Below are 24,360 nucleotides of genomic sequence, written 5' to 3'. Positions count from 1 at the left end.
GGAACAACGCCACGCCTGTTCTGCTCTAAGCTCTGCCCTATGTTGCGCAAGGAAGAGGAGCCATGCGCAACCCTGCAGCATTTTCAACGGAGGAGATGAAAATGAGCAAGAACCGTGGCGTCGTCTATATGCGGCCCGGCGTTGTCGAAATCCATGACATCGATGATCCGAAGCTCGAAGCACCCGATGGGCGCCGCATAGAGCATGGCGTTATCCTGAAGGTGATCTCGACCAATATCTGCGGATCGGACCAGCACATGGTGCGCGGCCGTACCACGGCGATGCCGGGGCTGGTTCTCGGCCACGAGATCACCGGCCAGATCATCGAAAAGGGCATCGATGTCGAGATGCTCGAGGTCGGCGATATCGTCTCGGTGCCGTTCAACGTCGCCTGCGGTCGCTGCCGCTGCTGCAAGTCACAGGACACCGGTGTGTGCCTGACCGTCAACCCGTCGCGCGCCGGCGGCGCCTATGGCTATGTCGACATGGGTGGCTGGATTGGCGGCCAGGCCCGCTACGTCACCATCCCCTATGCCGACTTCAACCTCCTGAAATTCCCGGACCGTGACCGGGCGATGGAGAAGATCCGCGACCTCACGATGCTCTCAGACATCCTGCCGACCGGCTTCCACGGCGCGGTGCGTGCGGGCGTCGGTGTCGGCTCGACGGTTTATGTCGCCGGCGCCGGTCCGGTCGGGCTTGCGGCGGCCGCTTCCGCCCGTATCCTGGGTGCCGCCGTGGTGATGATCGGCGACTTCAACAAGGATCGCCTGGCACATGCCGCCAAGGTCGGCTTCGAGCCGATCGATCTGTCGAAGAGCGACCGGCTGGGCGACATGATCGCGCAGGTGACCGGCAGCAACGAGGTGGACAGCGCGATCGACGCCGTCGGCTTCGAGGCACGCGGCCATTCGGGCGGCGAGCAGCCGGCGATCGTCTTGAACCAGATGATGGACATCACCCGTGCGGCGGGCTCGATCGGCATTCCCGGCCTCTACGTTACCGAGGACCCAGGCGCCGTCGACAGTGCGGCCAAGACCGGCAACCTGTCGCTGCGCTTCGGGCTCGGCTGGGCGAAGGCCCAATCCTTCCATACCGGCCAGACACCGGTGCTGAAGTACAACAGACAGCTGATGCAGGCGATCCTCCACGACCGCCTGCCGATCGCCGATATCGTCAACGCCAAGGTGATCCCGCTCGAAGAAGCCGTGCAGGGCTACGAGAGCTTCGACCACGGGGCGGCGACGAAATTCGTGCTCGACCCGCACGGGGATGTCGCGAAGGCCGCTTGAAGTCGTTAGGGCTTGGAGCGGCTGTCACACAGCCGCTCCTCCAGCCAAGCAAATTTCGCTGGAGAAACAGTGCCCATCGGGCACTTTGCAGATGAGGCGCCGGAGCCTGGCAAGACGGGCGCTAGAGAATCCTCACCACCGCTCGATCCAGCGCCGTATCTTCGCGGTAGATCAACCGAACGATAGCCGCTGCGGCAAAACCCGTCAGCGCGCCGCCGACAACGTCCCCGACATAATGCGTGCCGATGAAGACGCGGGATACGGCAACCACAAGCGCCGCCACGAAAAACGCCGCTCCCAGTTTGCGCATGTCATGGAACAGGAGGGCCGCGGCTATCGCGAATGCTGCCGTCGCGTGGTCGGAGGGAAAGGACGGATCGGCGCTGGGCGCAATCAGCAGATGCGTGACACCCGCATCGTAGGGTCGGATCCTGTGCACGACGAGCAGTATGAGCTGGTTGATCGCAAGGCCGAGAAGAAACGACAGGCCGGACGCAACCAGCACATGTCTGACATGGCTGCGATCGTCCCGGCGCCACCATTGTACGGCCACAAGCAGGACAAGGATCGGAACCCCGATCATTGAAACGTAGACCATCGCAAGGTCGGCAAACTGGTTCCGGTTCGAGAGACCGTTGATAGCGTGGGTTACCGCCGCGTCGAACTCGTACATCATTGGCCTCATTGCTGCTTTCGAGCGGCCGGTGTGCCTGAGCTTTCTGACAGGGTCCTGAACTTCCCTCTCGCATGAGAGGGCATACCGAAAGGCGCTGACCGCAACGCGGCAAGGCGCCTAGCGGTTTGGGGGGCGGCGGCATCGCCCGGCGGTGGGCTGCCGGTGTAATTGGTGAACCCTCAGGATGGGCGCGAGCGAAACGTTTGGTCCGAGAGCGATTGACAGAAATCCCGCCTGAGATTTGTGCTAACCTACTTCAAGGCCAATGCGGGAGATTTCGATGGCTGGGATGCGCACAGATGCAATGAGAATGGTCCGGCGCAACAAGCTGGTCGGCATGTGGGCCGCGGACAAGATGGGATTCAGTCGAGAAGAGGCAAAGGCCTATTCTGATGGGCTCGCAAGGGATGCACTCGATGTTGACCGCAACGACATCCTGGCGACGATCCGTCGAGACTTCCATGAAGCCGGCATCCCTGTGTGCGACGAAGAGGTCCAGGAAGTCATGACTGCGTCCTGGCTGCAGGCTGGGAAGCCGACGAAAGGGGCGGACGCCAGCGATGTAGCCGTCGTGCAGATCGCCCGTACTCTGATGAAATAGGCCAGCGCACGAGGCTCTTGCTATGATGTGCGGAGAACATCGCCTATTCGACCATTCTCACCGTGGTTTTCCGACGCTAACGAGCTGGCGCCGTGGGGGCCCAACGACGAGCAATTGGCGCGAGGCGACCGAGCGTCGATGCCACGTCACTTCTCCGCTCAGCCGATAAAGCTGTCCGCCGACGGCTGATAATCATGTCCCGCGATCACGCCTGTCGACACCAGAGTCTCAAAAAACTCCACCTTGAGATCGAAGGACTTCAGCAGTTTCTGCGTGCTCGGCTTCACGACGGCGTCATCGAACTCACCCTTGATGAAGTGCGCCGCGGATTCCATGTCTTCCCAGAGGCTGACAACGACGAGTTCATTGTCGTGGCCCTTCACCTTGCGGGCGAGCGTTGCACCAAGATGTCCCGGCAACTCCGCCATCTCCACGAAGGTGGTCGTCTTCAGATGATGTGCATAGGCTTCGAGGACCGCCTCTGACCCGGCAACGGCCCGCCATGAGCGAATGATCATGTCCAATTCTCCAATGGTGCATTTTCAAACTGCCATTGGCGTTGGGGAATGTCCACGAGGGCTCCCGGTCGGAAAAGGAAGCCCCTGCTCCTAGTCGCGGCCATCCGGGTGAGTCAGAGAGCCATGGAGCGACTTCGCGACCTCGAACAGCTGCGGAACCGCCGGATTGTTCGAGGTAGCGGAGGCGCAGAGCACGATGTCGAATTCAGGGGCGTTTGCGATTGGTCTGGACACCAGTCCCTCGGCAAGGTCCGTACACAGTGATTGCGGGATCAGCGCGATGCCGAGGCCTTCGGCGACAAGCCGGATGATGGTGTGCTGCAGGCGCGGTTCGAGCGCGAAATGCGGGACGACGCCTGCGGCCACGCAGTAGTTTCGGATGGCGTCGCGCAGGGTCGGCGTGACGCTTGCGGGTGCGGCGATCAGTCGTTCGCCTTCCAGATGCTTAGGCCCCGCTTGTTCGACCCGCGCCAGGGGATGATGATCCGGCAGGATCAGGCGCAGGCGATCGCGGGCGAGAAGTGCGGTGCGCAGATGCGGCGCGGGACTGCCGCCGAAGGTGACGGCGGCGTCGAGGCGGCCTTCCATCAGCATTTCCTCGATATCGGTCGGTATGCGTTCCTCGAGCACGAGGCGCACATCCGGACGCGTCTCAGAGTACATTCGCACCAGGGACGGCACGACGCTGTAGGCCGCATTCATCATGAAGCCGAGCTTCAGTTCGCCCTTTGCGCCCGATGCCACCAGCTGCACGTCGCGGCAGGCGGCGTCGAAATGGCTAAGCACCGCGCGGCACTCTTCCAGGAAATGCTTGCCCGCCGCCGTCAGCGCGACGTTGCGGGAATTGCGTTCGAACAGCCGGGCGCCGAGGGTCCGCTCGATCGAGGCGATCTGGCGGCTGAAGGGCGGCTGGCTCATGTTCATGCGCGCAGCCGCGTGGCCGAAGTGCAGGGTCTCGGCAAGAGCCACGAAATAGCGCATGTGGCGCGTATCCATTCAATACCTCAGAAGCATCGATCAGCCATCAAACCGACATTGGATTATCTCGATGTCAGGCGCTAGACAATGGTCTTTGCAACTCGAGTTCCTCCCATGCTGACCAATCTCCTGATCGTCCTGCCGATCTTCGCCCTGATCCTGACCGGATGGATTGCGCGGAAATCAGGCGCGCTCGGCCCGAACGCGACGCGGGAGGTCAACCGGCTGGTGGTCTATCTGGCGCTGCCTGCCCTGCTCTTCGACATCATGGCCAATGCCAAGGTTGGGCAGATCTGGCAGCCCGGCTTCATCCTGGCGTTTACCTCGGGCTGTGCCATCATCTTCGGAGCGACGCTGTGGTGGCGGATGGCCAAGGGACGGCAGCTGGCCGATGCGGCGATCGACAGCCTCAATGCCAGCTATGCCAACACGGGCTTTGTCGGCTTTCCACTGGTGCTGTCGCTGGTCGGCGATTCCGGCATGGCGCCGACTCTGATCTCGACGATCCTGACGGTCTGCGTGCTCTTCGCGGTTGCGATCGTGCTGATCGAAGGCGGGCTGCAGTCGGAGACGCGGCGGCGCGATATCGCGGCGAAGACCGTCGTTTCGCTGGCCAAGAACCCGCTGCTGATCGCGCCTGTTATCGGCGCGCTGTTCATGCTCTCCGGCGTGCAGTTGCCGGCGCCCATGCATTCCTTCCTGAAGCTTCTCGGCGGCGCGGCTTCGCCTTGCGCGCTGATCGCGCTTGGGCTGTTCCTGGCCGGGTCGAAGGCGGGGGCCGCCACCGAACGGGCGGCGACGACGGGCATCCTCGTCGGGCTCAAGCTGATCGCGCAACCCGCCGTGACCTGGATCATCGCCGGTCCGCTGCTCAAGCTGCCGCCGGTTGCCGTGCACACCGCCGTCCTGCTTGCGGCGCTGCCGACCGGCACCGGGCCTTTCATGCTGGCGGAATTCTATGGCCGGGAAGCGAGCCTGACGGGGCGCGTCGTGCTTGCCTCGACGGTGCTGTCGATCGCGACGATCTCGGCCTATCTCGCCATTGCCGGGCAGTGATGCCCTATTCGATCTCCAGCAGCAGCGCTCGGTGATCGGAAACCTCGGGCTGCGCCACCGGGTCGAAGATCGCCACATCAACATCCGGCGTCACCAGCATGTAGTCGGCGTAGCGGCCCTCCTTGGTGTAGTGCGAGGTCCGGGTATCGATATGGCCTCGGGAGGTGACCAGATCGGTGAGGCCGAGTTCGGCCAGCGCCGTGAAGGTCGCGCTATCGGGCAGGAGGTTGAGATCGCCGCAAACGACGAGCCGTTCGCCGGCACGCCAGAGGCGACGGATCAGCGAGACCAACGACTGCGCCTGAGCGTGGCGGGCCGGCGTGTCGCCCTTGCCGGCGAGGTCGCGCAGGCCGTGCAGCTGGACGATCGTGATGGGCCTGTTACTGGCGTAGTCGAAGAGCCTGATGCAATCAGCATTGCGCGGCCGCGGGTGCTCGCCGTAGCCATCACCGGAAAAATCGCCATGCACGAAATCCACCGCGCGGCCGATAACCGGATAGCGGTTGCGCACGAAGGTGGCGAGGCCGAACTCGGACCAGACCAGCGTCTCACCATCAAAGAGCGTGCCGCGCGCAGTCGGTGCGAAGAAGGCATCGTGATCGGGAAGGATCGCCTTGATCTCGTCGAAGAGATTGGCGCGCTGCGGCAGGATGTGGCCACCGTCGCGATACTCCAGCCAGTCGGAGGCGACGCCGACCGATCGGGTCACTTCCTGCAGGCAGAGGACATCGGGATCAGCATCGCGTAGATAGCGGATCAGCGGCTCATGGAGCTTGCCGCCCCAGACGTTCAACGAGATCACACGCACCGCAGCTCTCCTCAAGCGTTGATTCAAGCGCTTGCCGGATTGATTCAGGAAAGCGCCTCATGTGGCTGTTTTTACGCGGGTTGAGCGGCCACCCTACCGCTTCTTGAACGGCTCCATGCCCTTGCGGGCAAGCTCGTCGGCGCGCTCGTTTTCGGGGTGCCCGGCGTGGCCCTTGACCCAGTGCCACGTGACCTTGTGGCGCTGGTTGGCGGCGTCGAGCGCCTGCCAGAGTTCACCGTTCTTCACCGGCTTCTTGTCGGCGGTCTTCCAGCCGTTCTTCTTCCAGCCAAAGATCCACTTGGAGATGCCGTCCATCACGTACTTGCTGTCGGTGTGGAGGTCGACCTCACAGGCGCTCTTCAGTGCCGTCAGCGCGGAGATGGCGGCCAGCAGTTCCATGCGGTTGTTGGTGGTCTCCGCCTCGCCGCCGCAGAGTTCCTTTTCGACCTCGCCATAGCGCAGCACCGCGCCCCAGCCGCCGGGGCCGGGATTTCCGGAGCAGGCGCCGTCGGTGTAGATATCGACGTGCTTCATGCGGAGAGCCCGTATTCCGCAGCGTTTGCGATCTGCCGGTGGAAGCGCAGCTTGCGCAGATATTCGAGCGGATCCTTCTTGGTGACCATCGCGCCCTCGGGCGTCGTCAGCCAGTCGTAGAGGCGCGTCAGGAAGAACCGCAGCGCCGAGCCGCGCGCCAGGATCGGCAGCGCCGCTAGTTCGGCGTCGCTCAGCGGGCGCACGCTCTGATAGCCTTCGAGCATAGCCATGCCCTTTGTGATGTTATAGGCGCCATCCTTCTCGAAGCACCAGGCGTTGAGAATGATCGAGACGTCGTAGGCCAGGAGGTCGTTGCAGGCGAAATAGAAATCGATCAGGCCCGACAGATCGTCGCCAAGGAAGAAGACGTTATCGGGGAAGAGGTCGGCGTGGATGACGCCCGAGGGGAGATCCTTCGGCCAATGGCTGGCGAGGAAATCCAGTTCGCTGCGGATCTCGTTCTGCAGGCCTTTTTCCACCTCGTCGGCGCGCGCCTCTGACTTTTCCCAGAGCACCTTCCAGCCGTCGACCGACAGGGCGTTGGGGCGCTGCAGTTCGAAGCCTTCACCGGCGACGTGCATCTTTGCCAGCGCCTTGCCAACCTCGCGGCAGTGCTTGGCTTCCGGCTTGCGCAGCCACATGCCCTCGAGGAAGGAGATCAAAGCGGCCGGACGATCGGAGAGCGTGCCGAGCAGAGCGCCGTCCTTGCGCGGCAGCGGCAGCGGGCAGGACAGACCGCCGGCGGCCAGATGCTGCATCAGCCCGAGGAAGAAGGGCAGATCGTTCTTCTCGACGCGCTTCTCGTAAAGCGTGAGGATCAGCGGATCCTTGCTGGTATGCAGCAGGAAGTTCGAGTTCTCGACGCCCTCGGCAATGCCCTTGTACGACAGCAGCGTGCCTGTGTCGTACTCCGTCAGGAACCACTTCAAATCGTCTTCTGAAATATCGGTGTAGACTGCCAATTTAGGTCCCGCAAAAATGTTGTATTGATTGAAGCTGATATCAGACGCGCTGAGGCAAACGAGCTCGCCGCTCAACCATTGACGAATGCCATGTCGGCCGTTGTCAGCTCGATATTGCGCAGTTCGCGGTTGACGAGGAAATGCTCGTTTTCCTGAACGGTTTCAGCAAGTTCCACCTTCGCGTCAAAGCGGCTGCGGAAAGCTTCGATGATCTCGTTGACGATCACTTCCGGCGCCGACGCACCGGCCGAGAGGCCGAGCGTCGAGATCGGGCCGATCTCGTCCCAGTTCAATTCGGAAGCGCGCTGAACGAGCAGCGACTTCGTCGCCCCTGCCCTGAGCGCCACTTCGACCAGACGTCTCGAATTCGAGGAATTCGGCGCCCCGACGATGATGAAGAGATCGCAGCCGGGCGCGGCCTGCTTCACGACCTCCTGGCGGTTGGTCGTGGCGTAGCAGATCGAATCGGCAGAGGGCGCGGTCAGATTGGGAAAACGCTCCTGCAGGCGGGCGATGACGCCGGCGGTGTCATCCACCGAAAGCGTGGTCTGCGTGACATAGCCGAGATTGTCGGGATCGGCCGGCACGTAAACGTCCGCATCCTCGATCGTCTCGATCAGCGACACCGAGCCTTCCGGCAACTGCCCCATCGTGCCGATCACCTCCGGATGGCCGGCGTGGCCAATCAGGACCACGTGGCGGCCAAGCTTGTTGTGGCGCATCGCCTGCTTGTGCACCTTGGAGACCAGCGGGCATGTAGCGTCGAGGTAGAAGAGATTGCGGGCGCTGGCGTCTTCCGGCACCGACTTCGGCACGCCATGAGCGGAGAAGACGACCGGCTGGGCGCGATGCTCTTCGGGGATCTCGTTGAGTTCCTCGACGAAGACGGCGCCCTTGGCTTCCAGACCTTCCACGACATAGCGGTTATGGACGATCTCATGGCGGACATAGACCGGTGCGCCATAGGACTTCAACGCCAGCACGACGATCTGGATGGCGCGGTCAACGCCGGCGCAGAAGCCGCGCGGCCCGCAAAGCCTGATCGTCAAGGGAGGTTTGGCCGCAATATTCATGTCTGTTCCGGTGTGTGAAGATAGCGCTCTCTAACCCAATATAGGCGAGAATTGAAGCGATACTATTGCGCTGCCCCCTGCTTGCGGAACCGCGCAACCACCACAATCACCACCAGCGTGGCGGCAAGCCCATACCAGGTGAAGGCATATTGCAGGTGATTGTTCGGGAGATCGATCTCTGTCACGCCGCCGATCGGCAGGCCTTTGGGATTGGGCGTATCGTCCGCATCGATGAAGAAGGGCACGACGTTCGCCGTGTCGAGGCCGACGCTCGACGCCATCACGTCGAGGTCCTTCCAGTAGAAGATATTCTTGGCGATGTCGTTGTCAGGCACCACCCAAAACGGCTTGCCTGGAAGCTTGGCCCGCGCGAGGCCGTTGACGGTCTGCCGATCCGTCAGCTGGCCCTGCATGCGCATCTCCGGTTCCTTGTTGTCGTAGGGAACGAAGCCTCGGTTCACGAACAGATAGCGCCCGTCGGCAAGCTGCAGCGGCGTGTAGATATAGTAGCCCGTCTGGCCGCGCCAGGTGGCAAAGAAGTGGCGTTCGCGACTGTTGTCGTAGACGCCGCTCGCCGTCATCTGGCGATACTCGATATCCTCGCCTCTCGCCGCCATCGCCTCGATGTCGGCCAACGGGACGGGTGCAGCGGCACGGCGCTCGGCGATATCGGCCAGCAGCTTTTCTTTCCACTGCAGGCGCTCGACCTGCCAGGTGCCGAGCGAGACCAGGATGGCGAATGCGACCAGCACCGCAGCGCCGGTGAAGATCGGCAGCTTGCGGCGCGGCGCCGGGCTTTGAATGTCAGTCACGGGAAAGGCGTCCTTCGCGGGCATTGTGGCGGTATTGCATGGCGATGAGAATGCCCTTGCACCAGCGCAGGGAGATCAACGACAGGATGATGGTCAGCGGCGCGAAGAGAAGGATGTGCAGCCAGATCGGCGGTGCATAGTTCACCTCCAGCCAGAGCACCGAGCCGATGACGATAAACCCGACGATCAGGATGACAAAGACCGCCGGGCCATCGCCGGCATCCGCGAAATCATAATCGAGACCGCAAGCCGCACAGCGCGGCTTCAGCGACAGCAAGCCGTCGAAAAGCTTCCCCTGGCCACAGCGTGGGCAGCAGCCACTGATGCCCGTCTTGACAGGATCAACCGGTGGGAAATGCGCATCGTCTTCGTTCATGCTATCCTTCCAATCAGCTGTGGTTCACCAGGAACCCGCCTTAACTCACCCATAAAGTATTCGCAGAACGAAAGGAAATGCCTGCGCGCTTTCGCCTCACTGATTCGCGCCAAACAGAAGAAGAAAACTGATGACCAATGACAGCTCGGCCGGACAGATCATCATCCTGAACGGTGCACCGCGTAGCGGGAAATCCTCGATCGCCAAGGCGATCCAGGAGCAATTCGAAGGCCCGTGGATGAACCTCGGCGTCGATACCTACAACGGCATGACGCCGGAACGCTACCTGCCGGGCATCGGGCTGCGGCCGGGAGGCGAGCGTCCGGATCTCGAGGAAATCGTGCCGTTCCTCTATGCAGCACTCTACGAGTCGATCGCCATCCACGTAGGGCTCGGCCTCAACGTCGTTGCCGATCTCGGTCACCATGACGCATACTCGCAGCCGCTCGGGATTCTGGTGGACTGCGCGCGGCGACTTGAGGGGTTTCCAGTCCTCTTTGTCGGCGTGAAATGTCCGATCGAGGTCATCATGCAACGTCGCGAGATCGTGGTTCCCGGCCGCGAAGCCCTCTATGTAAAAGCGGACAGCAACGGCGCCATTCCAGCGCCTGTCCAGCTTTGGCAAGAGAAGGTGCATATCCCTGGCATCTACGATCTGGAGGTGGACACCTCCGTTCTGACGCCGGCGGAATGCGCCGAGGCGATCCGCCATCAACTTGATCTTGGAATTCCCGATCCTTCGGCCTTCGAGCGGATCGCCGAGGCGCGCTGAGGACAAATAAAAAGGCGGGTGCCGTGGCACCCGCCTTTTCAATTCGATGCTGTTTTCGTCAGCCGGCTGCCAGCGGCGCACCCCAGCCGCCCCAGACGTAGATGCTGAAGAACAGGAACAGCCAGACCACGTCAACGAAGTGCCAGTACCAGGCTGCCGCTTCGAAACCGAAGTGCTGCTTCGGCGTGAAGTCGCCGCGGAGCGCGCGGATCAGGCAGACGACCAGGAAGATCGTACCGACCAGAACGTGGAAACCATGGAAGCCGGTCGCCATGAAGAAGGTCGCGCCGTAGATCGAGTTCTTGAAGGCGAACGGAGCGTGCGCGTATTCGTAGGCCTGGACGCTCGAGAACAGAAGGCCGAGCAGAACCGTCAGGGTCAGACCCTGGATGAGGCCCTTGCGATCGTTGTGCAGCAGCGCATGGTGCGCCCAGGTGACCGTCGTGCCCGACAGGAGCAGGATCACGGTGTTGTAGATCGGCAGGTGCCAAGGATCGAGAACCTCGATCCCCTTCGGCGGCCACTGGCCACCCGTGAAGGCAAGGCGCGATGCCTGAATGGCTTCATGCGGATAGAGGCTTGCATCGAAGTAGGCCCAGAACCAGGCAACGAAGAACATCACTTCCGAAGCGATGAACATGATCATGCCGTAGCGCAGGTGCAGCGAGACAACGCGGGTATGCGCGCCCTCATGTGCTTCCTTCACGGTATCCGACCACCAGCCGAACATGACGTAGAGCACCAGTGCGAGCCCGATGAAGAACAGCCACGGATGGGCCCATTCGATGCCGAAGATGTGCAGCGAACCGCCGTTGACGTAGCGCATGAAGCCCACGCCGCCGAACGCCATGATGAAGGCGCCGATCGAGGCCAGCAGCGGCCACGGGCTTGGATCAATAATGTGGTAGTCGTGGTTTTTCTGATGCGCTTCGGCCATCTAAGCTATCCCCGGATCTCTTCCTCTTCGTCCCGGCTTAGCCGGAAACGAACCCTCAATCAAAGTTTCTTTTCAAGCGTCACCGTTCCACCCTCGTTCGAAGCAACAGGCTTCGGACCCTCTTTCGGATAGAACGTATAGGACAAGGTAACCGTATGAATGTCCTTCGATTCAACGGCCTTGGTAATATCCGGGTCGATGTAGAACACGACCGGCATTTCAAGCTTCTCCCCAGGCTTCAACACTGTCTCGTTGAAGCAGAAGCACTGCACCTTGTTGAAATAGGCACCCGCCTCGCCCGGCGTCACGTTGAAGACGGCCTGGCCATAGGCTGGCTTGTCGGACTTGTTCACCGCAACGAAGTTGACCTGGATGGTTTCGCCGATGCGCGGGTTGACCTCACGCTCCACCGGCTTGAATTCCCACTCCAGGCCGGGCGCGACATTGGCGTCGAAGGTGACGCGCATCGTGCGGTCCAGCACGACGTTGGACGCCTGCTCGACGCGCTGGGTCGTGCCGTTATAGCCGGTGACCTGGCAGAAGATGCGATAGAGCGGAACAGCGGCATAGCTCGCAGCACCCATGCCGACCACGAAGGCCAGGCACATGAAAACGACAGCGCCATTATTGCGCGGCTTTCCTGGAGTGCGCTGCGTCTCGCTCATCTTACATGTGCCCCGACGTAAACTTCACGATGGTGATCGCATAGAACAGCACGACGAGACCGGCGAGCACCAATCCCAACGCGACATTGCGGTTGCGGCGCGACTTGCGCTGCGCGTCCGTAAGCTTGACAGTATCGATCAAAGGAAACCTCCCGTGTGCGACACCAACACGGCTGCCAGCCGGTCGAACATCAGCGCGGAGAAAATGGCGAACAGGTAGAAGATCGAGAAAGCAAAGAGCTTTTTCGCGGGCACCATCTTCTCATCGCCATCCGGCATCCGCCAGACGGCGGTGGAACAGTAGATGAAGATGGCGCCAAGGGCGGCAGCGACGAGGCCATAGCCGATGCTTGCAAACCCGAGAACGGTCGGTAGCACGCCACAGATGGCTGTCAGAACGGCATAGACGACGATCTGGTTCTTCGTGGTGCGTTCGCCCGATACGTTCGGTAGCATGGGCACGCCAACCGCTTCGTAGTCACCCATCTTGAAGAGCGCGAGCGCCCAGAAGTGCGCAGGCGTCCAGAGGAAGATGATCATGAAGAGGACGATGCTCTCGATGGTGACGGTACCGGTGACGCATGCCCAGCCGATCATCGGAGGAAAGGCGCCGGCAGCACCGCCGATGACGATGTTCTGCGGCGTCGAGCGCTTCAGCCACATCGTGTAGATCACGGCGTAAAAGAAGATCGTGAAAGCGAGGATCGAGGCTGCGAGCCAATTGACGGCGAGCCCGAGGATCGTGACGGCGAAACAGGAAAGAACCAGGCCGAAGGCAAGCGCTTCGCCCGGTGCGATGCGGCCCGCGGGGATAGGACGCTTGGCCGTGCGGGTCATGATGGCGTCGATGTCGGCATCGTACCACATGTTGAGCGCACCAGAGGCGCCAGCACCGACGGCGATGCAGAGAATAGCGATCAGGCCGATAACCGGATTGATGTGACCGGGTGCTACCACCAGGCCTGCAAATGCCGTGAAGACCACAAGCGACATCACGCGTGGCTTCAGCAGCTCGAAATAATCGCGTGCGCTTGCTTCCGACAGGCGAAATTCGCCGTCATGAGCAAGAGTTTTGCGATTGCCGATTACTGTCATTATCTCGTCCTGCAAACTTGAAGGCGACCGCCGCACTCTAACATGCGGCGGTCGCAATTTCTCGCATCTTACTTGATGCGCGGGAGCTGCTCCCACTGGTGGTATGGCGGCGGCGAAGACAGCTGCCATTCGAGCGTCGTGGCGCCCTGGCCCCAGGGGTTGTCACCTGCAACGCGCTTCTTGGCCAAGGCTTCGAAAACGCAAACCAGGAAGATCAACACGCCGAAAGCCGAGATGTAGGAGCCGACGGAGGAAACGTAGTTCCAGCCAGCAAACGCATCCGGATAGTCGATGTAGCGACGCGGCATGCCTGCGAGGCCGAGGAAGTGCTGCGGGAAGAACACCAGGTTGACGCCGATGAACATGACCCAGAAGTGCAGCTTGCCCAGGAACTCGTTGTACATGTAGCCGGTCATCTTCGGGAACCAGTAGTACCAGCCGGCGAAGATGGCGAACACGGCGCCGAGCGACAGAACGTAGTGGAAGTGAGCCACGACGTAGTAGGTGTCATGCAGCGAGCGGTCGAGGCCGGCGTTCGCGAGCTGAACGCCCGTGACGCCACCGACGGTGAACAGGAAGATGAAGCCGATCGCCCAGATCATCGGCGTGCGGAAGCTGATCGAGCCACCCCACATCGTTGCGATCCAGGAGAAGATCTTCACACCCGTCGGAACGGCGATGACCATCGTTGCGAACACGAAGTAGCGCTGCGCATCGAGCGACAGGCCGACCGTGTACATATGGTGAGCCCAGACGACGAAGCCGACTGCACCGATCGCGACCATGGCGTAGGCCATGCCGAGGTAGCCGAAGATCGGCTTGCGCGAGAAGGTCGAGATGATGTGGCTGACGATGCCGAAGCCGGGCAGGATCAGGATGTACACTTCAGGGTGACCGAAGAACCAGAACAGGTGCTGGTAGAGGATCGGGTCGCCGCCGCCTTCCGGCACGAAGAAGGACGTACCGAAGTTGCGGTCGGTCAGCATCATGGTGATGGCGCCGGCGAGAACCGGGAGCGACAGCAGGAGCAGGAAGGCGGTGATCAGAACCGACCAGGCAAACAGCGGCATCTTGTGCAGCGTCATGCCAGGAGCGCGCATGTTCAGGATCGTGGTGATGAAGTTGATCGCACCGAGGATCGAGGACGCACCCGCAATGTGGAGCGCGAAGATCGCAAGGTCGACAGCCGGGCCTGGCGTACCGGAACTCGACAGCGGCGGATACATCGTCCAGCCGCCACCTGCGCCGTAAGCACCGGCAGGACCTTCGACGAACATCGACATGATGAGCAGAAGGAAGGCCGGAACGATCAGCCAGAAGGAAATGTTGTTCAGACGCGGGAACGCCATGTCAGGCGCACCGATCATGATCGGCACCATCCAGTTGGCGAAGCCACCGATCATCGCCGGCATGACCATGAAGAAGATCATGATCAGCGCGTGCGCTGTGGTGAACATGTTGAACATCTGCTTGGCGCCGTCGATGGCGGCGTCGCCTTCATAGCCGTAAACCATGGCTGCCAGACCGTGGAAGATCTGGATGCCCGGCTCCTGCAGCTCCATGCGCATGGCAACGGAGAGCGCGCCGCCGATGATGCCGGCGATGATCGCGAAGATCAGGTAGAGCGTGCCGATATCCTTGTGGTTCGTCGAAAAGAACCAGCGATTGATGAAGCTCGGCTTGTGCGAGTGGTCGTGGTGATGATCGTCATGGGCGTGTGCGCCGTGATCGTGATCATGCGAATGATCGTGTGCGGAAGGTCCAGCCATAGTCCCGTTCCCTCTTCCCTTACTGTGCGACGTTTTCGGCAACATCAACGGTCTTTGCAGGACCATCGGTTGCGGCCATGAGTGCCTTGTAGGCTCCGGGCAGATCAGCGGCGGCTGCTGTCAGCCACTGCTTGTACTTGTCCTCGGAGACGACGCGGATGGCGATCGGCATGAACGCATGGTCCTTGCCGCAGAGTTCGGAACACTGGCCGTAGAACAGGCCTTCGCGCTCTGCCTTGAACCAGGTTTCGTTCAGACGGCCGGGAACGGCGTCGATCTTCACGCCGAAGGACGGCATGGCGAATGCGTGGATAACGTCGGTCGGAGCCGCGGTCACGAGGACTCGAACCGTCTTGTTAACCGGCAGAACCAGTTCGTTGTCGACAGTCAGGAGGCGCGGATAGATCGCCTTGTCTTCCTTGCCGGCGGCTGCGCGGTCGGCATCCTTGAGCAGGAAGGAATCGAATGCCAGCGGGTTTTCGCCCGTTCCTTCGTATTCGTAGTTCCACTGCCACTGCGTCGCGGTCGCCTTGATCGTGACGTCAGGATTTTCCGGCAGCGTCAGCTGCGCGGTGAGCAGGTTGAACGACGGCACGGCGAGAAACAGCAATACGAGGACCGGTCCCACGGTCCATGCAATTTCGATCAGCGTGTTGTGGCTCGTCTTGGAAGGTACCGGGTTCGCGCTAGCGCGAAACTTCAGACAGACGACGATAAGAAGGAGCAAAACAAAGAGCGTGATCGGAACGATAAACCACAGGGTATATTGCTCAAACCAATGAATGTCCCGCATGATGGGCGTGGCCGCCGGCTGCAATGTTGCCTGCCACGGCTGTGGCTGGTCGGCATAACTGCCGGAAGCAAAAAGCAGACAGACCAGCGCGGTCAGAGCTGCATAAGCCTTCTTAATCACGTTAATATCTCCCTCGAGCGCTGATCTGCGCAAAATACGCGCAGAATCCTTGCCATCTTCTGCGCTTCAAACCACAGTTTGGCATCCGCCGCAACAGGCCAAAGCATTTGTCTATGCGGCATTTTTGCCTGAAGACGAATTCCCCCAAGCATACCGAAACGTTCCATCTTTTTAGCAATGATACGGAAAATGCCGCGACAGACCATCCAGCGGCACCAACATTCTTCGACAAACGTCCCATTTCCGCCGTAGTCCCCGGCTTTTCAGCGGGTGGGGCTTTTCATTTTGCATGGCGGGCCCCAACTTAGCGGCACTGATTCGAATTGCAGAGGTTTTCATGGGTTTCCGTTCCCTCGCACGGCCGGTTGTGCTGACAGCGTGCATTGCGGCCGCAGCGATTGCTCCCGCTTTCGCCCAACAGCAACCTGCGCCCGCGCAGCCCGCCCCCGCCGCACCTGCGACGCAGGCGGCACCCGGGCAGACGCAACCGCAGGCGCCCGGCACCGTGAAGTCCAACCACGGCGCATGGTCTGTCGTGTGCGACAAGCCGGCCGGCGCTTCGACCGAGCAGTGCGCGCTGATGCAGAATGTCATCGCCGAAGACCGGCCGGAAGTCGGCCTTTCCGTCGTCGTGCTGAAGACCGCCGACCGCAAGTCGAAGATCCTGCGCGTGCTCGCACCCCTCGGCGTGCTGCTGCCGAATGGCCTCGGCCTCAACGTTGACGGCAAGGATATCGGTCGCGCCTATTTCGTCCGTTGCTTTGCTGACGGCTGCTATGCCGAAGTCGTGCTCGAGGACGAGCTGCTGAAAACCTTCCGCAGCGGCGCCAGCGCCACCTTCATCGTCTTCCAGACGCCCGAAGAAGGCATCGGCATCCCCGTCGATCTCAAGGGTTTTGCCGAAGGCTACGACGCCCTCCCTTGATCCTCTCGATTTCGGGACTTGCTCGAACCGTCCACCGGACCTACATCGGCTGAAAGCATTCCTGCTGCAGCGGAGCATAAAGACATGAATACCGATCTCCTGACGCTTTTCGACGCCGACGAAGCGAAGATGCGTTCGCTCGTGGCCGAAGCATTGTCCGGCGCTGACGACGGGGAACTCTTCATCGAGCATGCCCAGGCGGAATCGCTGATGTTCGACAACGGCCGCCTCAAGGGCGGCAGCTTCAACACCGAGCAGGGTTTTGGCCTGCGTGCGGTGGCGGGCGAAGCGGTCGGCTATGCGCATGCGGGGGATCTTTCCGTTTCCGCGCTGAAGCGCGCAGCGGATGCGGTCGGCGCGGTGACGCGCGGCTACACCGGCAGCTATGCCGCGGCACCGCAGGGCACCAACAAGAAGCTCTACAGCGACGAGAACCCGATCGGCTCCCCGACCTTCGAGGAGAAGGTCAAGGTTCTGCAGGACATCGACGCATACCTGCGCGGCAAGGACGACAAGGTGCGGCAGGTAACGGCCTCGGTCGCCGCCAGCTGGCAGGTCGTCGACATCCTGCGCGCCGATGGTCATCGCGTCCGCGATATCCGCCCGATGACGCGCATCAACATCTCCGTCATGGTTGGCGAAGGCGATCGGCAGGAAACGGGCTCCTATGGCAGCGGCGGCCGCATCGGTTTCGGTGACTTCATCGCAGAAGGTAGCTGGCAGTATGGTGCCGACGAGGCGCTGCGCCAGGCGCTCGTGAACCTCGAGGCCATCGAAGCCCCGGCCGGCACGATGGACGTTGTCCTCGGCTCTGGCTGGCCCGGCGTGATGCTGCACGAAGCGGTCGGCCACGGTCTGGAAGGCGATTTCAATCGCAAGAAGACCTCGGCCTTTGCCGGCCTGCTCGGCCAGATGGTCGCGGCTCCAGGCGTCACCGTCGTTGACGACGGCACGATCGACAATCGTCGCGGCTCCATCACCATCGATGACGAAGGCACGCCCTCGGCCTACAACGTGCTGATCGAGGACGGCAAGCTCGTCGGCTACATGCAGGACCGGCAGAATGCACGCCTGATGGGCATGAAACCAACCGGCAACGGTCGTCGCCAGGGTTACGCCCACGTCCCGATGCCGCGCATGACGAACACCTACATGCTCGGCGGCGACAAATCGCCGGAAGAAATCATCTCGTCCGTGAAGAAGGGCATTTATGCCGTTTCCTTCGGTGGCGGCCAGGTCGACATTACTTCCGGCAAGTTCGTGTTCGGCTGCACCGAGGCCTACCTGATCGAAAACGGCAAGATCGGCCCCGCGGTCAAGGGCGCCATGCTGATCGGCAATGGCCCCGACGCGATGAAGCGGATTTCCATGATCGGCAACGATACCAAGCTCGATACCGGCATCGGCAATTGCGGCAAGGCTGGCCAGTGGGTTCCTGTCGGCGTCGGACAGCCGCACCTCAGGATGGATCAGGTCACCGTTGGCGGTACCAAGGCGTAAGACGGCCCTCCCCCGATGACAGATATTCGCGTTCGCCCCTTCGTACCGTCAGACAAGGACGGCGTGATCTCGACAATTCTTCCGATCCAGAGCGAGGAGTTCGGGATCGCGATCACGGCCGCCGACCAGCCGGATCTCGCGGCCATTCCTGATTTCTACCAGTCGGGCAAGGGGCAGTTCTGGGTGGCGACATCGGGTGGCACCGTGGTCGGCACGATCGGCCTCAAGGATATCGGCAACGACCAGGCGGCGCTGCGCAAGATGTTCGTGGCCGTGGATTTTCGCGGCCGCGACCGTGGCGTGGCCACAGCACTCCTCGCCGAACTGGTGCGGCACGCCGAGACGCAGGGGCTTCAGGACATCTATCTCGGGACGACAGACAAGTTTCTCGCCGCGCATCGCTTCTACGAAAAGAACGGCTTCGTCGAAGTCGAGAAGAGCACGTTGCCGAAGAGCTTCCCTGTCATGGCCGTCGACAGCAAATTCTACAGGCTGCGCATCCGCGCCACCTGAGGCTCAGAGACATTCATCCAACGAAAACCGCCACTTGCGTTTGATCGCCGCGGCGAGGTCGAGATCGTTGCGGTGCGCGAAGAGCAGGATGTGGCCGAGCACATCGGCGGCCTCATCTTCGAGGTCGCGGGCCATGTCCTCGCCGGAACGCCCCTTGGGCCGCCCTCGTCCGCTCACACGGTTCCACGCCTGGGTCAGTTCACCCATCTCCTCCTGGAGCTTCAGCAGGAACCAGTCGGCATCGCGGGTGATGCCGTTTTCTCCGGCATAGGCACTCGAGGCCCGCTCGAACTTCAGGGCAAGATCATCCAGCATCATGTTCTCCTTTCGTTTACGTAGAAGAACCCTGATTCAGCGGCAATGTCCAGTCGGATGGGTTAGCGGTTCAGCCGTGGTCGGGCAGCAGCATGCAGTCGTAGGAGCGCTTCTTCAGTGCATCGCAGGCCGAGGTCGCGGCGTCGCGGCTCGGGAAGCCGATAAAGCGGGCGCGATAAACCTTGTTGGCGCCCTTGCCGACGGCTTCCGTGAAGGGGTTGGCCGACTTCAGCGCGGCGCCGCCTTCGGACTTGGCCTGGGCGAGAAGCGCGCGGGCGGCTTCATCGCTCGGGGCGGCGGAGATCTGGATCTGCCAGTCGCCGGTCGATGCGACTGATCCAAGCGACTTTGCGGAGGGGGCACGCTTGGAAGACGGCGTCACGGCGTCGAGCGCCGACGGACGTTCCTGCGGAACGGTGTCACCGAGATAGCCGAGCGCCTGCGGTGCAAGCTCGCTGCGGGCGATCTCCGGCGCGGCCGGGGCGACATTCGCGACGCGCGGCGCCGTGGCAGGCAACGGCAAATCGCTGTCATCAGCGGCGGATGCGACTTCCACCGGCTGGCGCGCATTGACGCTGGCCACCAGCTTGGCGCTGCCGGCAGAGGAAGCGCGGCCGAGGTACTTGTCGAGAAGGCCAGCCATCTTGTCGTCGCGGCTGCGGGCGGTGCGACCGCCGAGAACCACGCCGACGACACGCCGGTTGCCGTCCTTGACGGCGCTGACGAGATTGAAGCCGGAGGCATTGGTATAGCCGGTCTTGATGCCGTCCATCCCCTGGTAGCGATACATGAGATTGTTGTGGCCCCGGATCGTCCGGCCACGGAAATTGAAGCTCACGGTCGAGAAGAGACGGTATTCGTTCGGGTAGTTCTTCATCAATGCAACGGCGAGCGTGGACATGTCACGGGCTGTCGTGATCTGCCGGTTGTCAGGCAGGCCGGAGGCGTTGACGAATACCGTGCGGCTCATTCCGAGCTGGCGGGCCTTCGCGGTCATCATGCGTGCGAAATTGCTTTCCGAACCACCGAGCTTCTCGCCCATCGCCGCGGCCGCATCGTTGGCGGACTTGGTGATCATGCCGAGGATCGCTTCACGCACGGTGATTGACGTGCCTGCCCGCGCGCCGAGCTTCGTCGGCGGCCGTGAAGCGGCATACTTCGACATGACGATCGGGGTATCCCAGGTCATCTTTCCGCGGTTGATCGCTTCGAAGGCCATGTAGATGGTCATCATCTTCGTCAGCGATGCAGGGTGGTTCAGCACGTCGGCATTTTCGGCGGAGAGAACCTTGCCGGTTCTGGCATCGAGGATCAGGGAGGCGCTGCCTGCCATCGCCGACAGAGGCGCCACGACGACGAGCGTCGCGGTCATAATCGCGGCCAACAGCTTATTCATGCACTTCCCCTCAAAGATCGAACGACCGGCGCCATTCGGATTGTCCCGTTCCGCTACAGAAGGCGCCTATTTGGAGCGACTTTGCGGCAACTGATACCATTTTTGTCAAGTTTTATCCTTCATGGTGAAAAAACCGTAAAGCCCACACACGAAATATCGGCGTTCAGTAAGACTTAACCTGGGGATTGGTAGTTTCGCGCTCAAAACGGGAGGCAGGCGACAAAGATGAGAGCGAGCGCGGGAATGCTTGCCAAACGAATCGCCATTACAGGCGGGCTCGAGGCAGCCAACCTGTTGCGTGCGGCGGGGCTCATGCGCGGCGCGCGTGGCCGTGGCGCCATCTTCACGCTGCACCATGTCCGCCTGTGCGAAGACAATGCGTTTGCGCCGAACGCGCATCTGGAAATCACCCCTGCCTTCCTCGATGCCGTGCTGCGGCAACTGAAGAGCGAAGGCTATCGGTTTGTCTCGCTGGACGACCTGCCCGCCTTGCTGGCTGAAGCAAATCCGGGCCAGCCATTCGCGGCCTTTACGCTTGATGACGGCTATCGCAACAATCTCGCCTATGCTCTACCCGTCTTCGAGCGACATCAGGCGCCTTTTACCATCTTTGTCGCGAAAGGCCTGGCCGAGCGAACCCACACGATCTGGTGGGAAACCCTGGCAGCACTGCTGCGCAAGGAAGACAAGCTTCCCTTCGACTTCGGCAATGGCAGCGAGATGATCGATCTCGCCACGTCGGTGGCGAAGGCCAGCGCCTTTGCGCGCTTTGCGGAGTATCTGCATCGCAATGATGAAGCGGCAGCGGTCACCGCGATCGATGCACTGGCCGAGAGACACGAGATCGATGCCCGCGAGATCGTCGACGACCTCGTGATGGGACCACCCGAACTCAATCTGCTGGAGGCGAGCCCGCTTGCCTCGCTCGGCGCCCACACCGTCAGCCACAGGGCGGTCTCGCGTCTGTCCGATGCTGATGTTCGGGACGAGATGGCGGTTTCGTGCGACTACGTCGAAACGATCACCGGCAAGCGGCCACTGTCACTGGCCTATCCCTATGGCACCCGCGAGGCCGTCGGCGAGCGCCAGGCCATGATCGCCCGCGACCTCGGCTTCGCGGTCGCCGTCACGACACAGCCCGGTGTCGTGACGCAGCGATCGCTGCAAAACATCGCCTACCTTCCGAGGCTGTCCATCAACGGTCTTTATCAGAAGACGCGTTATATCTCCGGCCTTGCCTCGGGCATCCCGCTGAAGCTCATGGGCAATCGGGGATAGAGGCCAGGTGGTCGGCTATGCGTCGACCTTAAGGATACATCCGCACCTTTGCCCAATCGCCATCCGGCGAGGAGCGACGAAATTCGATGCGGTCGTGCAGACGGAACTTCTGGTCCTTCCAGAATTCGATGGAGACCGGCCGTATCCGGAAGCCGGACCAGTGCGCCGGGCGGGGAATCTCGCCGATCGCATATCGGGCGGTGTATTCGGCTACCGCCTTCTCCAAAGCGAATCGACTTTCTAGCGGTCGCGACTGCTTCGAGGCCCATGCGCCGATGCGGCTGCCGCGCGCGCGGGTCTTGAAATAGGCATCGGCTTCGTCGTCCGTTACGATTTCCACAGGGCCACGCAGCCTTACCTGCCGGCGTAACGTCTTCCAGTGGAAGCACATGGCGGCTTTCTTCTGTCTGAGAATTTCCTGGCCTTTCTGGCTCTCGAAATTCGTGTAAAAGACAAAACCGTCCTGATCGAATCCCTTAAGGAGAACCATGCGGACATTGGGAAGGCCGTCGTTATCGACCGTCGCAAGCGCAACCGCATTCGGGTCATTGATCTCCGATGCTTCCGCCTCTTTCAGCCAGTCGGCAAAAAGATCGAACGGTTCGTTTCGTTCCGTGAAGTCACTGCTTATTAACTCATTTGCCGACATATTAGCTCAAATGCCCCGGGTTTATTCGAGATTTGCCCAGATCTTTACAACTGGACAGGACGCAGGGTGGAAGTCATAGCAAAGTCAGTTCGTCATACAAAGGGCTTGCTGCGTAGAAGCGCGGCCTTCTGCATTGTCGGCATGACGGTGCTCTCGCTCTCCGGCTGCGTGTCCGGCGGGTTCGACATGTTCAGCAGCGCCAAGGTCGACCGTTCGGTTGCCACCGGAACGGTGCCGCAGCCTGCACCCACGAGCGATTCGATTTCCGACGAAATGACCGTCGGCAACGCCGTGACCTCCGCGGACATCCAACGCCTGGAAGGCCGCCCGCTCGCCTGGGCCAACGCCTCGACCGGCAGCGCCGGCGTGATCGACACGATCGTAGAGAACAACGATGCCGGCCAGGTTTGCCGGCAATTCCGCACCACGCGCCATTCCTATGTCGGCATTGCCAAGTTCTACGGCAAGACATGCCTGGTCGGCGGCGGCAACTGGCAGCTCCTGAGCTTCCAGCCGGAAAGCTGATTTCCCGCGTCCTGCGCCTGCGGGACGGGCGCAGGCGCCACTTTGCTTCAAGATTTAGCAAAAGGCTAACCATTCGGCGCAAATCCGTCGAACGGCAATCGGCGAAATAAGGACTGATTAGCAACTTTACCCGACGATCATCTCAATTGGCGCGTTCATTTTCTGCTGGGAAAGCAGGAGGTGGCACACCAGATGAGTTGTATAGGCTTCGGGTGCCCGGCAAGAACAGGGCGCACCGTATCGGACACCGGCGGTTTAAACATGCGCGATCCTTATAAGATCTTGGGCGTCAGGCGCGACGCGGGACAGGATGAAATCAAGGCGGCCTGGCGCAACATGGCCAAGGCGGTTCATCCCGACCACAATCAGGGTGACCCGACGGCGGGCGCGCGCTTTGCCGAAATCGGCCGCGCCTACGACACCTTGAAGGATCCCAAGAAGCGGAGCCTCTTCGACAATGCCGCGCGCATGGCCGAAGCCAAGAGCAACGAAAACACCATCATGCAGCAGCGGCAGGCCGCTCGCGAAGCCGCGGCTCGCGCCAAGGCGGCGCAGGAAAACGCCGAACGCGTGATGGAAGAGCTTGCCCGTGCCGCCGCACAAAAGGCAGCCGCCGACGCGGCCAAGCAACAGCAGACCGGCGCCGCCGAGCCTGCCGAAGAGATGATCGAACGCATTTTCGGGACACAGGCTCGCGCGGCGAGCGGTGGCGGTCGAGCCCAGGGCTTTACCGCAGGAAAACGCCCCGAGCCCTCAGCGACAACAGCTGAAAAGCCTGCCGACACTGCAAAGGCCGAGGCTGAACCAACGGCGGAGGAAGCCGCAGCGGCGACCTCGGCAATTCTGCAGCCGCTCAGCCTGCTGACATCGCTGGTTCGCCGCTTCACAGGCACCGCCGCCGCCCCTGTCCCCGAAAAGGCGCCCGATCAGATCGTGACCGCGACGGTGACCATCGACGACATCCTGAAAGGCAACTGGGTGAATGTCGACCTCGGCGAAGGCCGGGAAGCCGGTTTCTCGCTGGCGGCGGGTACGACCGAAGGACACCAGGTGCGGCTCAAGGGCCACGGCCACAAGCTCGTCGGCATGCAACGCGGCGACGCGGTGGTGAACATCCATATCGCAACCGACCCCCGCTTTACGGTGGATGGCTTCGACCTTCACACGGTCCTGCCGGTCACCATCGAGAACGCGGTGCTCGGCACCGAAGCTCGCATCGACGGCCCGAATGGCGCGTTGACCGTCACCGTGCCTGCATGGTCGGGATCGGATAAAACGATTAGAATCACCGGTCAGGGGCTCGCAAATGGCGAAGGCGGCAAGGGCGATCTCGTCGTCGAGTTGCGCATAATCCTGTGGGAAAAGCCCGACGACAAGGTCACGGATCTCATGCGCAGCATGAAGAACGGGCTGTTTTTATGA

28 protein-coding genes are annotated in these 24,360 nt (G+C 61.5%); 10 read left to right on the top strand and 18 right to left on the bottom strand.

Features of this window, described 5'->3' with window-relative positions:
* Window positions 1–101: 101 nt before the first annotated feature.
* Window positions 102–1,292 carry a formaldehyde dehydrogenase, glutathione-independent gene (fdhA, locus tag A6U87_RS03065; RefSeq protein ID WP_065690240.1) on the top strand — a complete coding sequence of 397 codons (1,191 nt, stop codon included), beginning with the start codon at window positions 102–104 and terminating at the stop codon, window positions 1,290–1,292.
* A 121-nt stretch (window positions 1,293–1,413) separates the two neighbouring features.
* Here the strand turns inward: fdhA and A6U87_RS03060 are convergent, their stop codons facing one another.
* Window positions 1,414–1,965: a phosphatase PAP2 family protein gene (locus A6U87_RS03060; protein ID WP_065689740.1), complete on the bottom strand. Its 552-nt coding sequence runs from the start codon at window positions 1,963–1,965 to the stop codon at window positions 1,414–1,416.
* A 283-nt stretch (window positions 1,966–2,248) separates the two neighbouring features.
* Here A6U87_RS03060 and A6U87_RS03055 point away from each other — a divergent pair, with 283 nt between their 5' ends.
* Window positions 2,249–2,569 carry an ATPase inhibitor subunit zeta gene (locus A6U87_RS03055; protein ID WP_244499412.1) on the top strand — a complete coding sequence of 107 codons (321 nt, stop codon included), beginning with the start codon at window positions 2,249–2,251 and terminating at the stop codon, window positions 2,567–2,569.
* Window positions 2,570–2,727: 158 nt separating this feature from the next.
* Here the strand turns inward: A6U87_RS03055 and A6U87_RS03050 are convergent, their stop codons facing one another.
* Both A6U87_RS03050 and A6U87_RS03045 read right to left on the bottom strand, forming a co-directional pair.
* A complete protein-coding gene (locus A6U87_RS03050; RefSeq protein WP_065689739.1) occupies window positions 2,728–3,087 on the bottom strand; it encodes an antibiotic biosynthesis monooxygenase in 360 nt (119 codons plus the stop codon).
* A 90-nt stretch (window positions 3,088–3,177) separates the two neighbouring features.
* Window positions 3,178–4,083 carry a LysR family transcriptional regulator gene (locus A6U87_RS03045; RefSeq protein ID WP_065689738.1) on the bottom strand — a complete coding sequence of 302 codons (906 nt, stop codon included), beginning with the start codon at window positions 4,081–4,083 and terminating at the stop codon, window positions 3,178–3,180.
* A 96-nt stretch (window positions 4,084–4,179) separates the two neighbouring features.
* Here A6U87_RS03045 and A6U87_RS03040 point away from each other — a divergent pair, with 96 nt between their 5' ends.
* Window positions 4,180–5,121: an AEC family transporter gene (locus A6U87_RS03040; RefSeq protein ID WP_065689737.1), complete on the top strand. Its 942-nt coding sequence runs from the start codon at window positions 4,180–4,182 to the stop codon at window positions 5,119–5,121.
* Window positions 5,122–5,125: 4 nt separating this feature from the next.
* Here the strand turns inward: A6U87_RS03040 and A6U87_RS03035 are convergent, their stop codons facing one another.
* The 6 genes from A6U87_RS03035 to A6U87_RS03010 form a co-directional block, all read right to left on the bottom strand.
* Complete coding sequence (locus A6U87_RS03035; protein WP_065689736.1) at window positions 5,126–5,929, bottom strand: endonuclease/exonuclease/phosphatase family protein; 804 nt, start codon at window positions 5,927–5,929, stop codon at window positions 5,126–5,128.
* Window positions 5,930–6,022: 93 nt separating this feature from the next.
* On the bottom strand, window positions 6,023–6,463 hold the full coding sequence (gene rnhA / locus A6U87_RS03030) for a ribonuclease HI (RefSeq protein WP_065689735.1): 441 nt from the start codon (window positions 6,461–6,463) through the stop codon (window positions 6,023–6,025).
* Entirely contained in the window at window positions 6,460–7,425 is a 966-nt protein-coding gene (locus A6U87_RS03025; protein WP_065690238.1) for a homoserine kinase, read from the bottom strand. The genes rnhA and A6U87_RS03025 overlap by 4 nt, the downstream gene beginning before the upstream one ends.
* Window positions 7,426–7,496: 71 nt before the next feature.
* On the bottom strand, window positions 7,497–8,498 hold the full coding sequence (gene ispH, locus A6U87_RS03020) for a 4-hydroxy-3-methylbut-2-enyl diphosphate reductase (protein WP_065689734.1): 1,002 nt from the start codon (window positions 8,496–8,498) through the stop codon (window positions 7,497–7,499).
* A 62-nt stretch (window positions 8,499–8,560) separates the two neighbouring features.
* Window positions 8,561–9,310, bottom strand: coding sequence for an SURF1 family protein (locus A6U87_RS03015; protein ID WP_065690237.1), 750 nt, complete (start codon window positions 9,308–9,310; stop codon window positions 8,561–8,563).
* Window positions 9,303–9,686, bottom strand: a complete 384-nt coding sequence (locus A6U87_RS03010) for a DUF983 domain-containing protein (RefSeq protein WP_065689733.1) — start codon at window positions 9,684–9,686, stop codon at window positions 9,303–9,305. The genes A6U87_RS03015 and A6U87_RS03010 overlap by 8 nt, the downstream gene beginning before the upstream one ends.
* 130 nt (window positions 9,687–9,816) lie before the next feature.
* Here A6U87_RS03010 and A6U87_RS03005 point away from each other — a divergent pair, with 130 nt between their 5' ends.
* Complete coding sequence (locus A6U87_RS03005) at window positions 9,817–10,458, top strand: chloramphenicol phosphotransferase CPT family protein (RefSeq protein WP_065689732.1); 642 nt, start codon at window positions 9,817–9,819, stop codon at window positions 10,456–10,458.
* A gap of 58 nt (window positions 10,459–10,516) precedes the next feature.
* On the opposite strand, the gene A6U87_RS03000 is transcribed toward A6U87_RS03005, so the two are convergent.
* The 6 genes from A6U87_RS03000 to coxB all read right to left on the bottom strand — a co-directional run bounded on the left by A6U87_RS03000 (window position 10,517) and on the right by coxB (window position 15,837).
* Window positions 10,517–11,395 (bottom strand): cytochrome c oxidase subunit 3, encoded by an 879-nt coding sequence (locus A6U87_RS03000; RefSeq protein WP_065689731.1) that lies wholly within the window; start codon window positions 11,393–11,395, stop codon window positions 10,517–10,519.
* Between the two features lie 59 nt (window positions 11,396–11,454).
* The gene (locus A6U87_RS02995) at window positions 11,455–12,060 is read right to left on the bottom strand and encodes a cytochrome c oxidase assembly protein (RefSeq protein WP_065689730.1); all 606 of its coding nucleotides are present in this window, start codon (window positions 12,058–12,060) and stop codon (window positions 11,455–11,457) included.
* A gap of 1 nt (window position 12,061) precedes the next feature.
* Complete coding sequence (locus A6U87_RS29860) at window positions 12,062–12,202, bottom strand: hypothetical protein (RefSeq protein WP_158007252.1); 141 nt, start codon at window positions 12,200–12,202, stop codon at window positions 12,062–12,064.
* The gene (locus tag A6U87_RS02990) at window positions 12,199–13,155 is read right to left on the bottom strand and encodes a heme o synthase (RefSeq protein WP_065689729.1); all 957 of its coding nucleotides are present in this window, start codon (window positions 13,153–13,155) and stop codon (window positions 12,199–12,201) included. The genes A6U87_RS29860 and A6U87_RS02990 overlap by 4 nt, the downstream gene beginning before the upstream one ends.
* Window positions 13,156–13,223: 68 nt before the next feature.
* The gene (gene ctaD, locus A6U87_RS02985; protein ID WP_065689728.1) at window positions 13,224–14,924 is read right to left on the bottom strand and encodes a cytochrome c oxidase subunit I; all 1,701 of its coding nucleotides are present in this window, start codon (window positions 14,922–14,924) and stop codon (window positions 13,224–13,226) included.
* Between the two features lie 19 nt (window positions 14,925–14,943).
* Entirely contained in the window at window positions 14,944–15,837 is an 894-nt protein-coding gene (gene coxB, locus A6U87_RS02980) for a cytochrome c oxidase subunit II (RefSeq protein ID WP_065689727.1), read from the bottom strand.
* 337 nt (window positions 15,838–16,174) lie between these two features.
* On the opposite strand from coxB, the gene A6U87_RS02970 reads away from it, so the two are divergent.
* The 3 genes from A6U87_RS02970 (at window position 16,175) to A6U87_RS02960 (ending at window position 18,775) form a co-directional block, all read left to right on the top strand.
* Complete coding sequence (locus A6U87_RS02970) at window positions 16,175–16,762, top strand: invasion associated locus B family protein (RefSeq protein WP_065689725.1); 588 nt, start codon at window positions 16,175–16,177, stop codon at window positions 16,760–16,762.
* Between the two features lie 84 nt (window positions 16,763–16,846).
* On the top strand, window positions 16,847–18,262 hold the full coding sequence (gene tldD, locus A6U87_RS02965; RefSeq protein ID WP_065689724.1) for a metalloprotease TldD: 1,416 nt from the start codon (window positions 16,847–16,849) through the stop codon (window positions 18,260–18,262).
* Window positions 18,263–18,277: 15 nt separating this feature from the next.
* Window positions 18,278–18,775, top strand: a complete 498-nt coding sequence (locus A6U87_RS02960) for a GNAT family N-acetyltransferase (RefSeq protein WP_065689723.1) — start codon at window positions 18,278–18,280, stop codon at window positions 18,773–18,775.
* A 3-nt stretch (window positions 18,776–18,778) separates the two neighbouring features.
* Here A6U87_RS02960 and A6U87_RS02955 read toward each other — a convergent pair whose 3' ends face one another.
* Window positions 18,779–19,090 (bottom strand): pyrophosphatase, encoded by a 312-nt coding sequence (locus tag A6U87_RS02955; RefSeq protein ID WP_065689722.1) that lies wholly within the window; start codon window positions 19,088–19,090, stop codon window positions 18,779–18,781.
* 70 nt (window positions 19,091–19,160) lie between these two features.
* Complete coding sequence (locus A6U87_RS02950) at window positions 19,161–20,486, bottom strand: D-alanyl-D-alanine carboxypeptidase family protein (RefSeq protein WP_065689721.1); 1,326 nt, start codon at window positions 20,484–20,486, stop codon at window positions 19,161–19,163.
* A 243-nt stretch (window positions 20,487–20,729) separates the two neighbouring features.
* On the opposite strand from A6U87_RS02950, the gene A6U87_RS02945 reads away from it, so the two are divergent.
* The gene (locus A6U87_RS02945; RefSeq protein ID WP_244499411.1) at window positions 20,730–21,764 is read left to right on the top strand and encodes a polysaccharide deacetylase family protein; all 1,035 of its coding nucleotides are present in this window, start codon (window positions 20,730–20,732) and stop codon (window positions 21,762–21,764) included.
* A 28-nt stretch (window positions 21,765–21,792) separates the two neighbouring features.
* Here the strand turns inward: A6U87_RS02945 and pdxH are convergent, their stop codons facing one another.
* A complete protein-coding gene (gene pdxH / locus A6U87_RS02940) occupies window positions 21,793–22,413 on the bottom strand; it encodes a pyridoxamine 5'-phosphate oxidase (RefSeq protein ID WP_065689719.1) in 621 nt (206 codons plus the stop codon).
* 66 nt (window positions 22,414–22,479) lie between these two features.
* Between pdxH and A6U87_RS02935 the strand changes: the two genes are divergently transcribed.
* Both A6U87_RS02935 and A6U87_RS02930 read left to right on the top strand, forming a co-directional pair.
* The gene (locus A6U87_RS02935) at window positions 22,480–22,938 is read left to right on the top strand and encodes an RT0821/Lpp0805 family surface protein (protein WP_065689718.1); all 459 of its coding nucleotides are present in this window, start codon (window positions 22,480–22,482) and stop codon (window positions 22,936–22,938) included.
* A gap of 261 nt (window positions 22,939–23,199) precedes the next feature.
* Window positions 23,200–24,360 (top strand): DnaJ C-terminal domain-containing protein, encoded by a 1,161-nt coding sequence (locus A6U87_RS02930; protein WP_065689717.1) that lies wholly within the window; start codon window positions 23,200–23,202, stop codon window positions 24,358–24,360.

It is taken from the genome of Rhizobium sp. AC44/96, assembly GCF_001692185.1.
GTDB lineage: Bacteria > Pseudomonadota > Alphaproteobacteria > Rhizobiales > Rhizobiaceae > Rhizobium.
This window is presented reverse-complemented; position numbering and strand designations above follow the sequence as displayed.

What these genes read in the sequence shown, in the direction of transcription:
- ctaD (WP_065689728.1), bottom strand. Translation starts at nt 14,924, where the DNA reads ATGGCTGGACCTTCCGCACACGATCATTCGCATGATCACGATCACGGC.
- A6U87_RS02930 (WP_065689717.1), top strand. Translation starts at nt 23,200, where the DNA reads ATGCGCGATCCTTATAAGATCTTGGGCGTCAGGCGCGACGCGGGACAG.
- A6U87_RS03000 (WP_065689731.1), bottom strand. Translation starts at nt 11,395, where the DNA reads ATGGCCGAAGCGCATCAGAAAAACCACGACTACCACATTATTGATCCA.
- A6U87_RS02970 (WP_065689725.1), top strand. Translation starts at nt 16,175, where the DNA reads ATGGGTTTCCGTTCCCTCGCACGGCCGGTTGTGCTGACAGCGTGCATT.
- A6U87_RS03005 (WP_065689732.1), top strand. Translation starts at nt 9,817, where the DNA reads ATGACCAATGACAGCTCGGCCGGACAGATCATCATCCTGAACGGTGCA.
- ispH (WP_065689734.1), bottom strand. Translation starts at nt 8,498, where the DNA reads ATGAATATTGCGGCCAAACCTCCCTTGACGATCAGGCTTTGCGGGCCG.
- A6U87_RS03045 (WP_065689738.1), bottom strand. Translation starts at nt 4,083, where the DNA reads ATGGATACGCGCCACATGCGCTATTTCGTGGCTCTTGCCGAGACCCTG.
- rnhA (WP_065689735.1), bottom strand. Translation starts at nt 6,463, where the DNA reads ATGAAGCACGTCGATATCTACACCGACGGCGCCTGCTCCGGAAATCCC.
- A6U87_RS03055 (WP_244499412.1), top strand. Translation starts at nt 2,249, where the DNA reads ATGGCTGGGATGCGCACAGATGCAATGAGAATGGTCCGGCGCAACAAG.
- A6U87_RS02995 (WP_065689730.1), bottom strand. Translation starts at nt 12,060, where the DNA reads ATGAGCGAGACGCAGCGCACTCCAGGAAAGCCGCGCAATAATGGCGCT.
- pdxH (WP_065689719.1), bottom strand. Translation starts at nt 22,413, where the DNA reads ATGTCGGCAAATGAGTTAATAAGCAGTGACTTCACGGAACGAAACGAA.
- A6U87_RS02990 (WP_065689729.1), bottom strand. Translation starts at nt 13,155, where the DNA reads ATGACAGTAATCGGCAATCGCAAAACTCTTGCTCATGACGGCGAATTT.
- A6U87_RS03060 (WP_065689740.1), bottom strand. Translation starts at nt 1,965, where the DNA reads ATGTACGAGTTCGACGCGGCGGTAACCCACGCTATCAACGGTCTCTCG.
- A6U87_RS03040 (WP_065689737.1), top strand. Translation starts at nt 4,180, where the DNA reads ATGCTGACCAATCTCCTGATCGTCCTGCCGATCTTCGCCCTGATCCTG.
- A6U87_RS02945 (WP_244499411.1), top strand. Translation starts at nt 20,730, where the DNA reads ATGCTTGCCAAACGAATCGCCATTACAGGCGGGCTCGAGGCAGCCAAC.
- A6U87_RS02960 (WP_065689723.1), top strand. Translation starts at nt 18,278, where the DNA reads ATGACAGATATTCGCGTTCGCCCCTTCGTACCGTCAGACAAGGACGGC.
- fdhA (WP_065690240.1), top strand. Translation starts at nt 102, where the DNA reads ATGAGCAAGAACCGTGGCGTCGTCTATATGCGGCCCGGCGTTGTCGAA.
- A6U87_RS02955 (WP_065689722.1), bottom strand. Translation starts at nt 19,090, where the DNA reads ATGCTGGATGATCTTGCCCTGAAGTTCGAGCGGGCCTCGAGTGCCTAT.
- A6U87_RS03010 (WP_065689733.1), bottom strand. Translation starts at nt 9,686, where the DNA reads ATGAACGAAGACGATGCGCATTTCCCACCGGTTGATCCTGTCAAGACG.
- A6U87_RS02950 (WP_065689721.1), bottom strand. Translation starts at nt 20,486, where the DNA reads ATGAATAAGCTGTTGGCCGCGATTATGACCGCGACGCTCGTCGTCGTG.
- tldD (WP_065689724.1), top strand. Translation starts at nt 16,847, where the DNA reads ATGAATACCGATCTCCTGACGCTTTTCGACGCCGACGAAGCGAAGATG.
- A6U87_RS03050 (WP_065689739.1), bottom strand. Translation starts at nt 3,087, where the DNA reads ATGATCATTCGCTCATGGCGGGCCGTTGCCGGGTCAGAGGCGGTCCTC.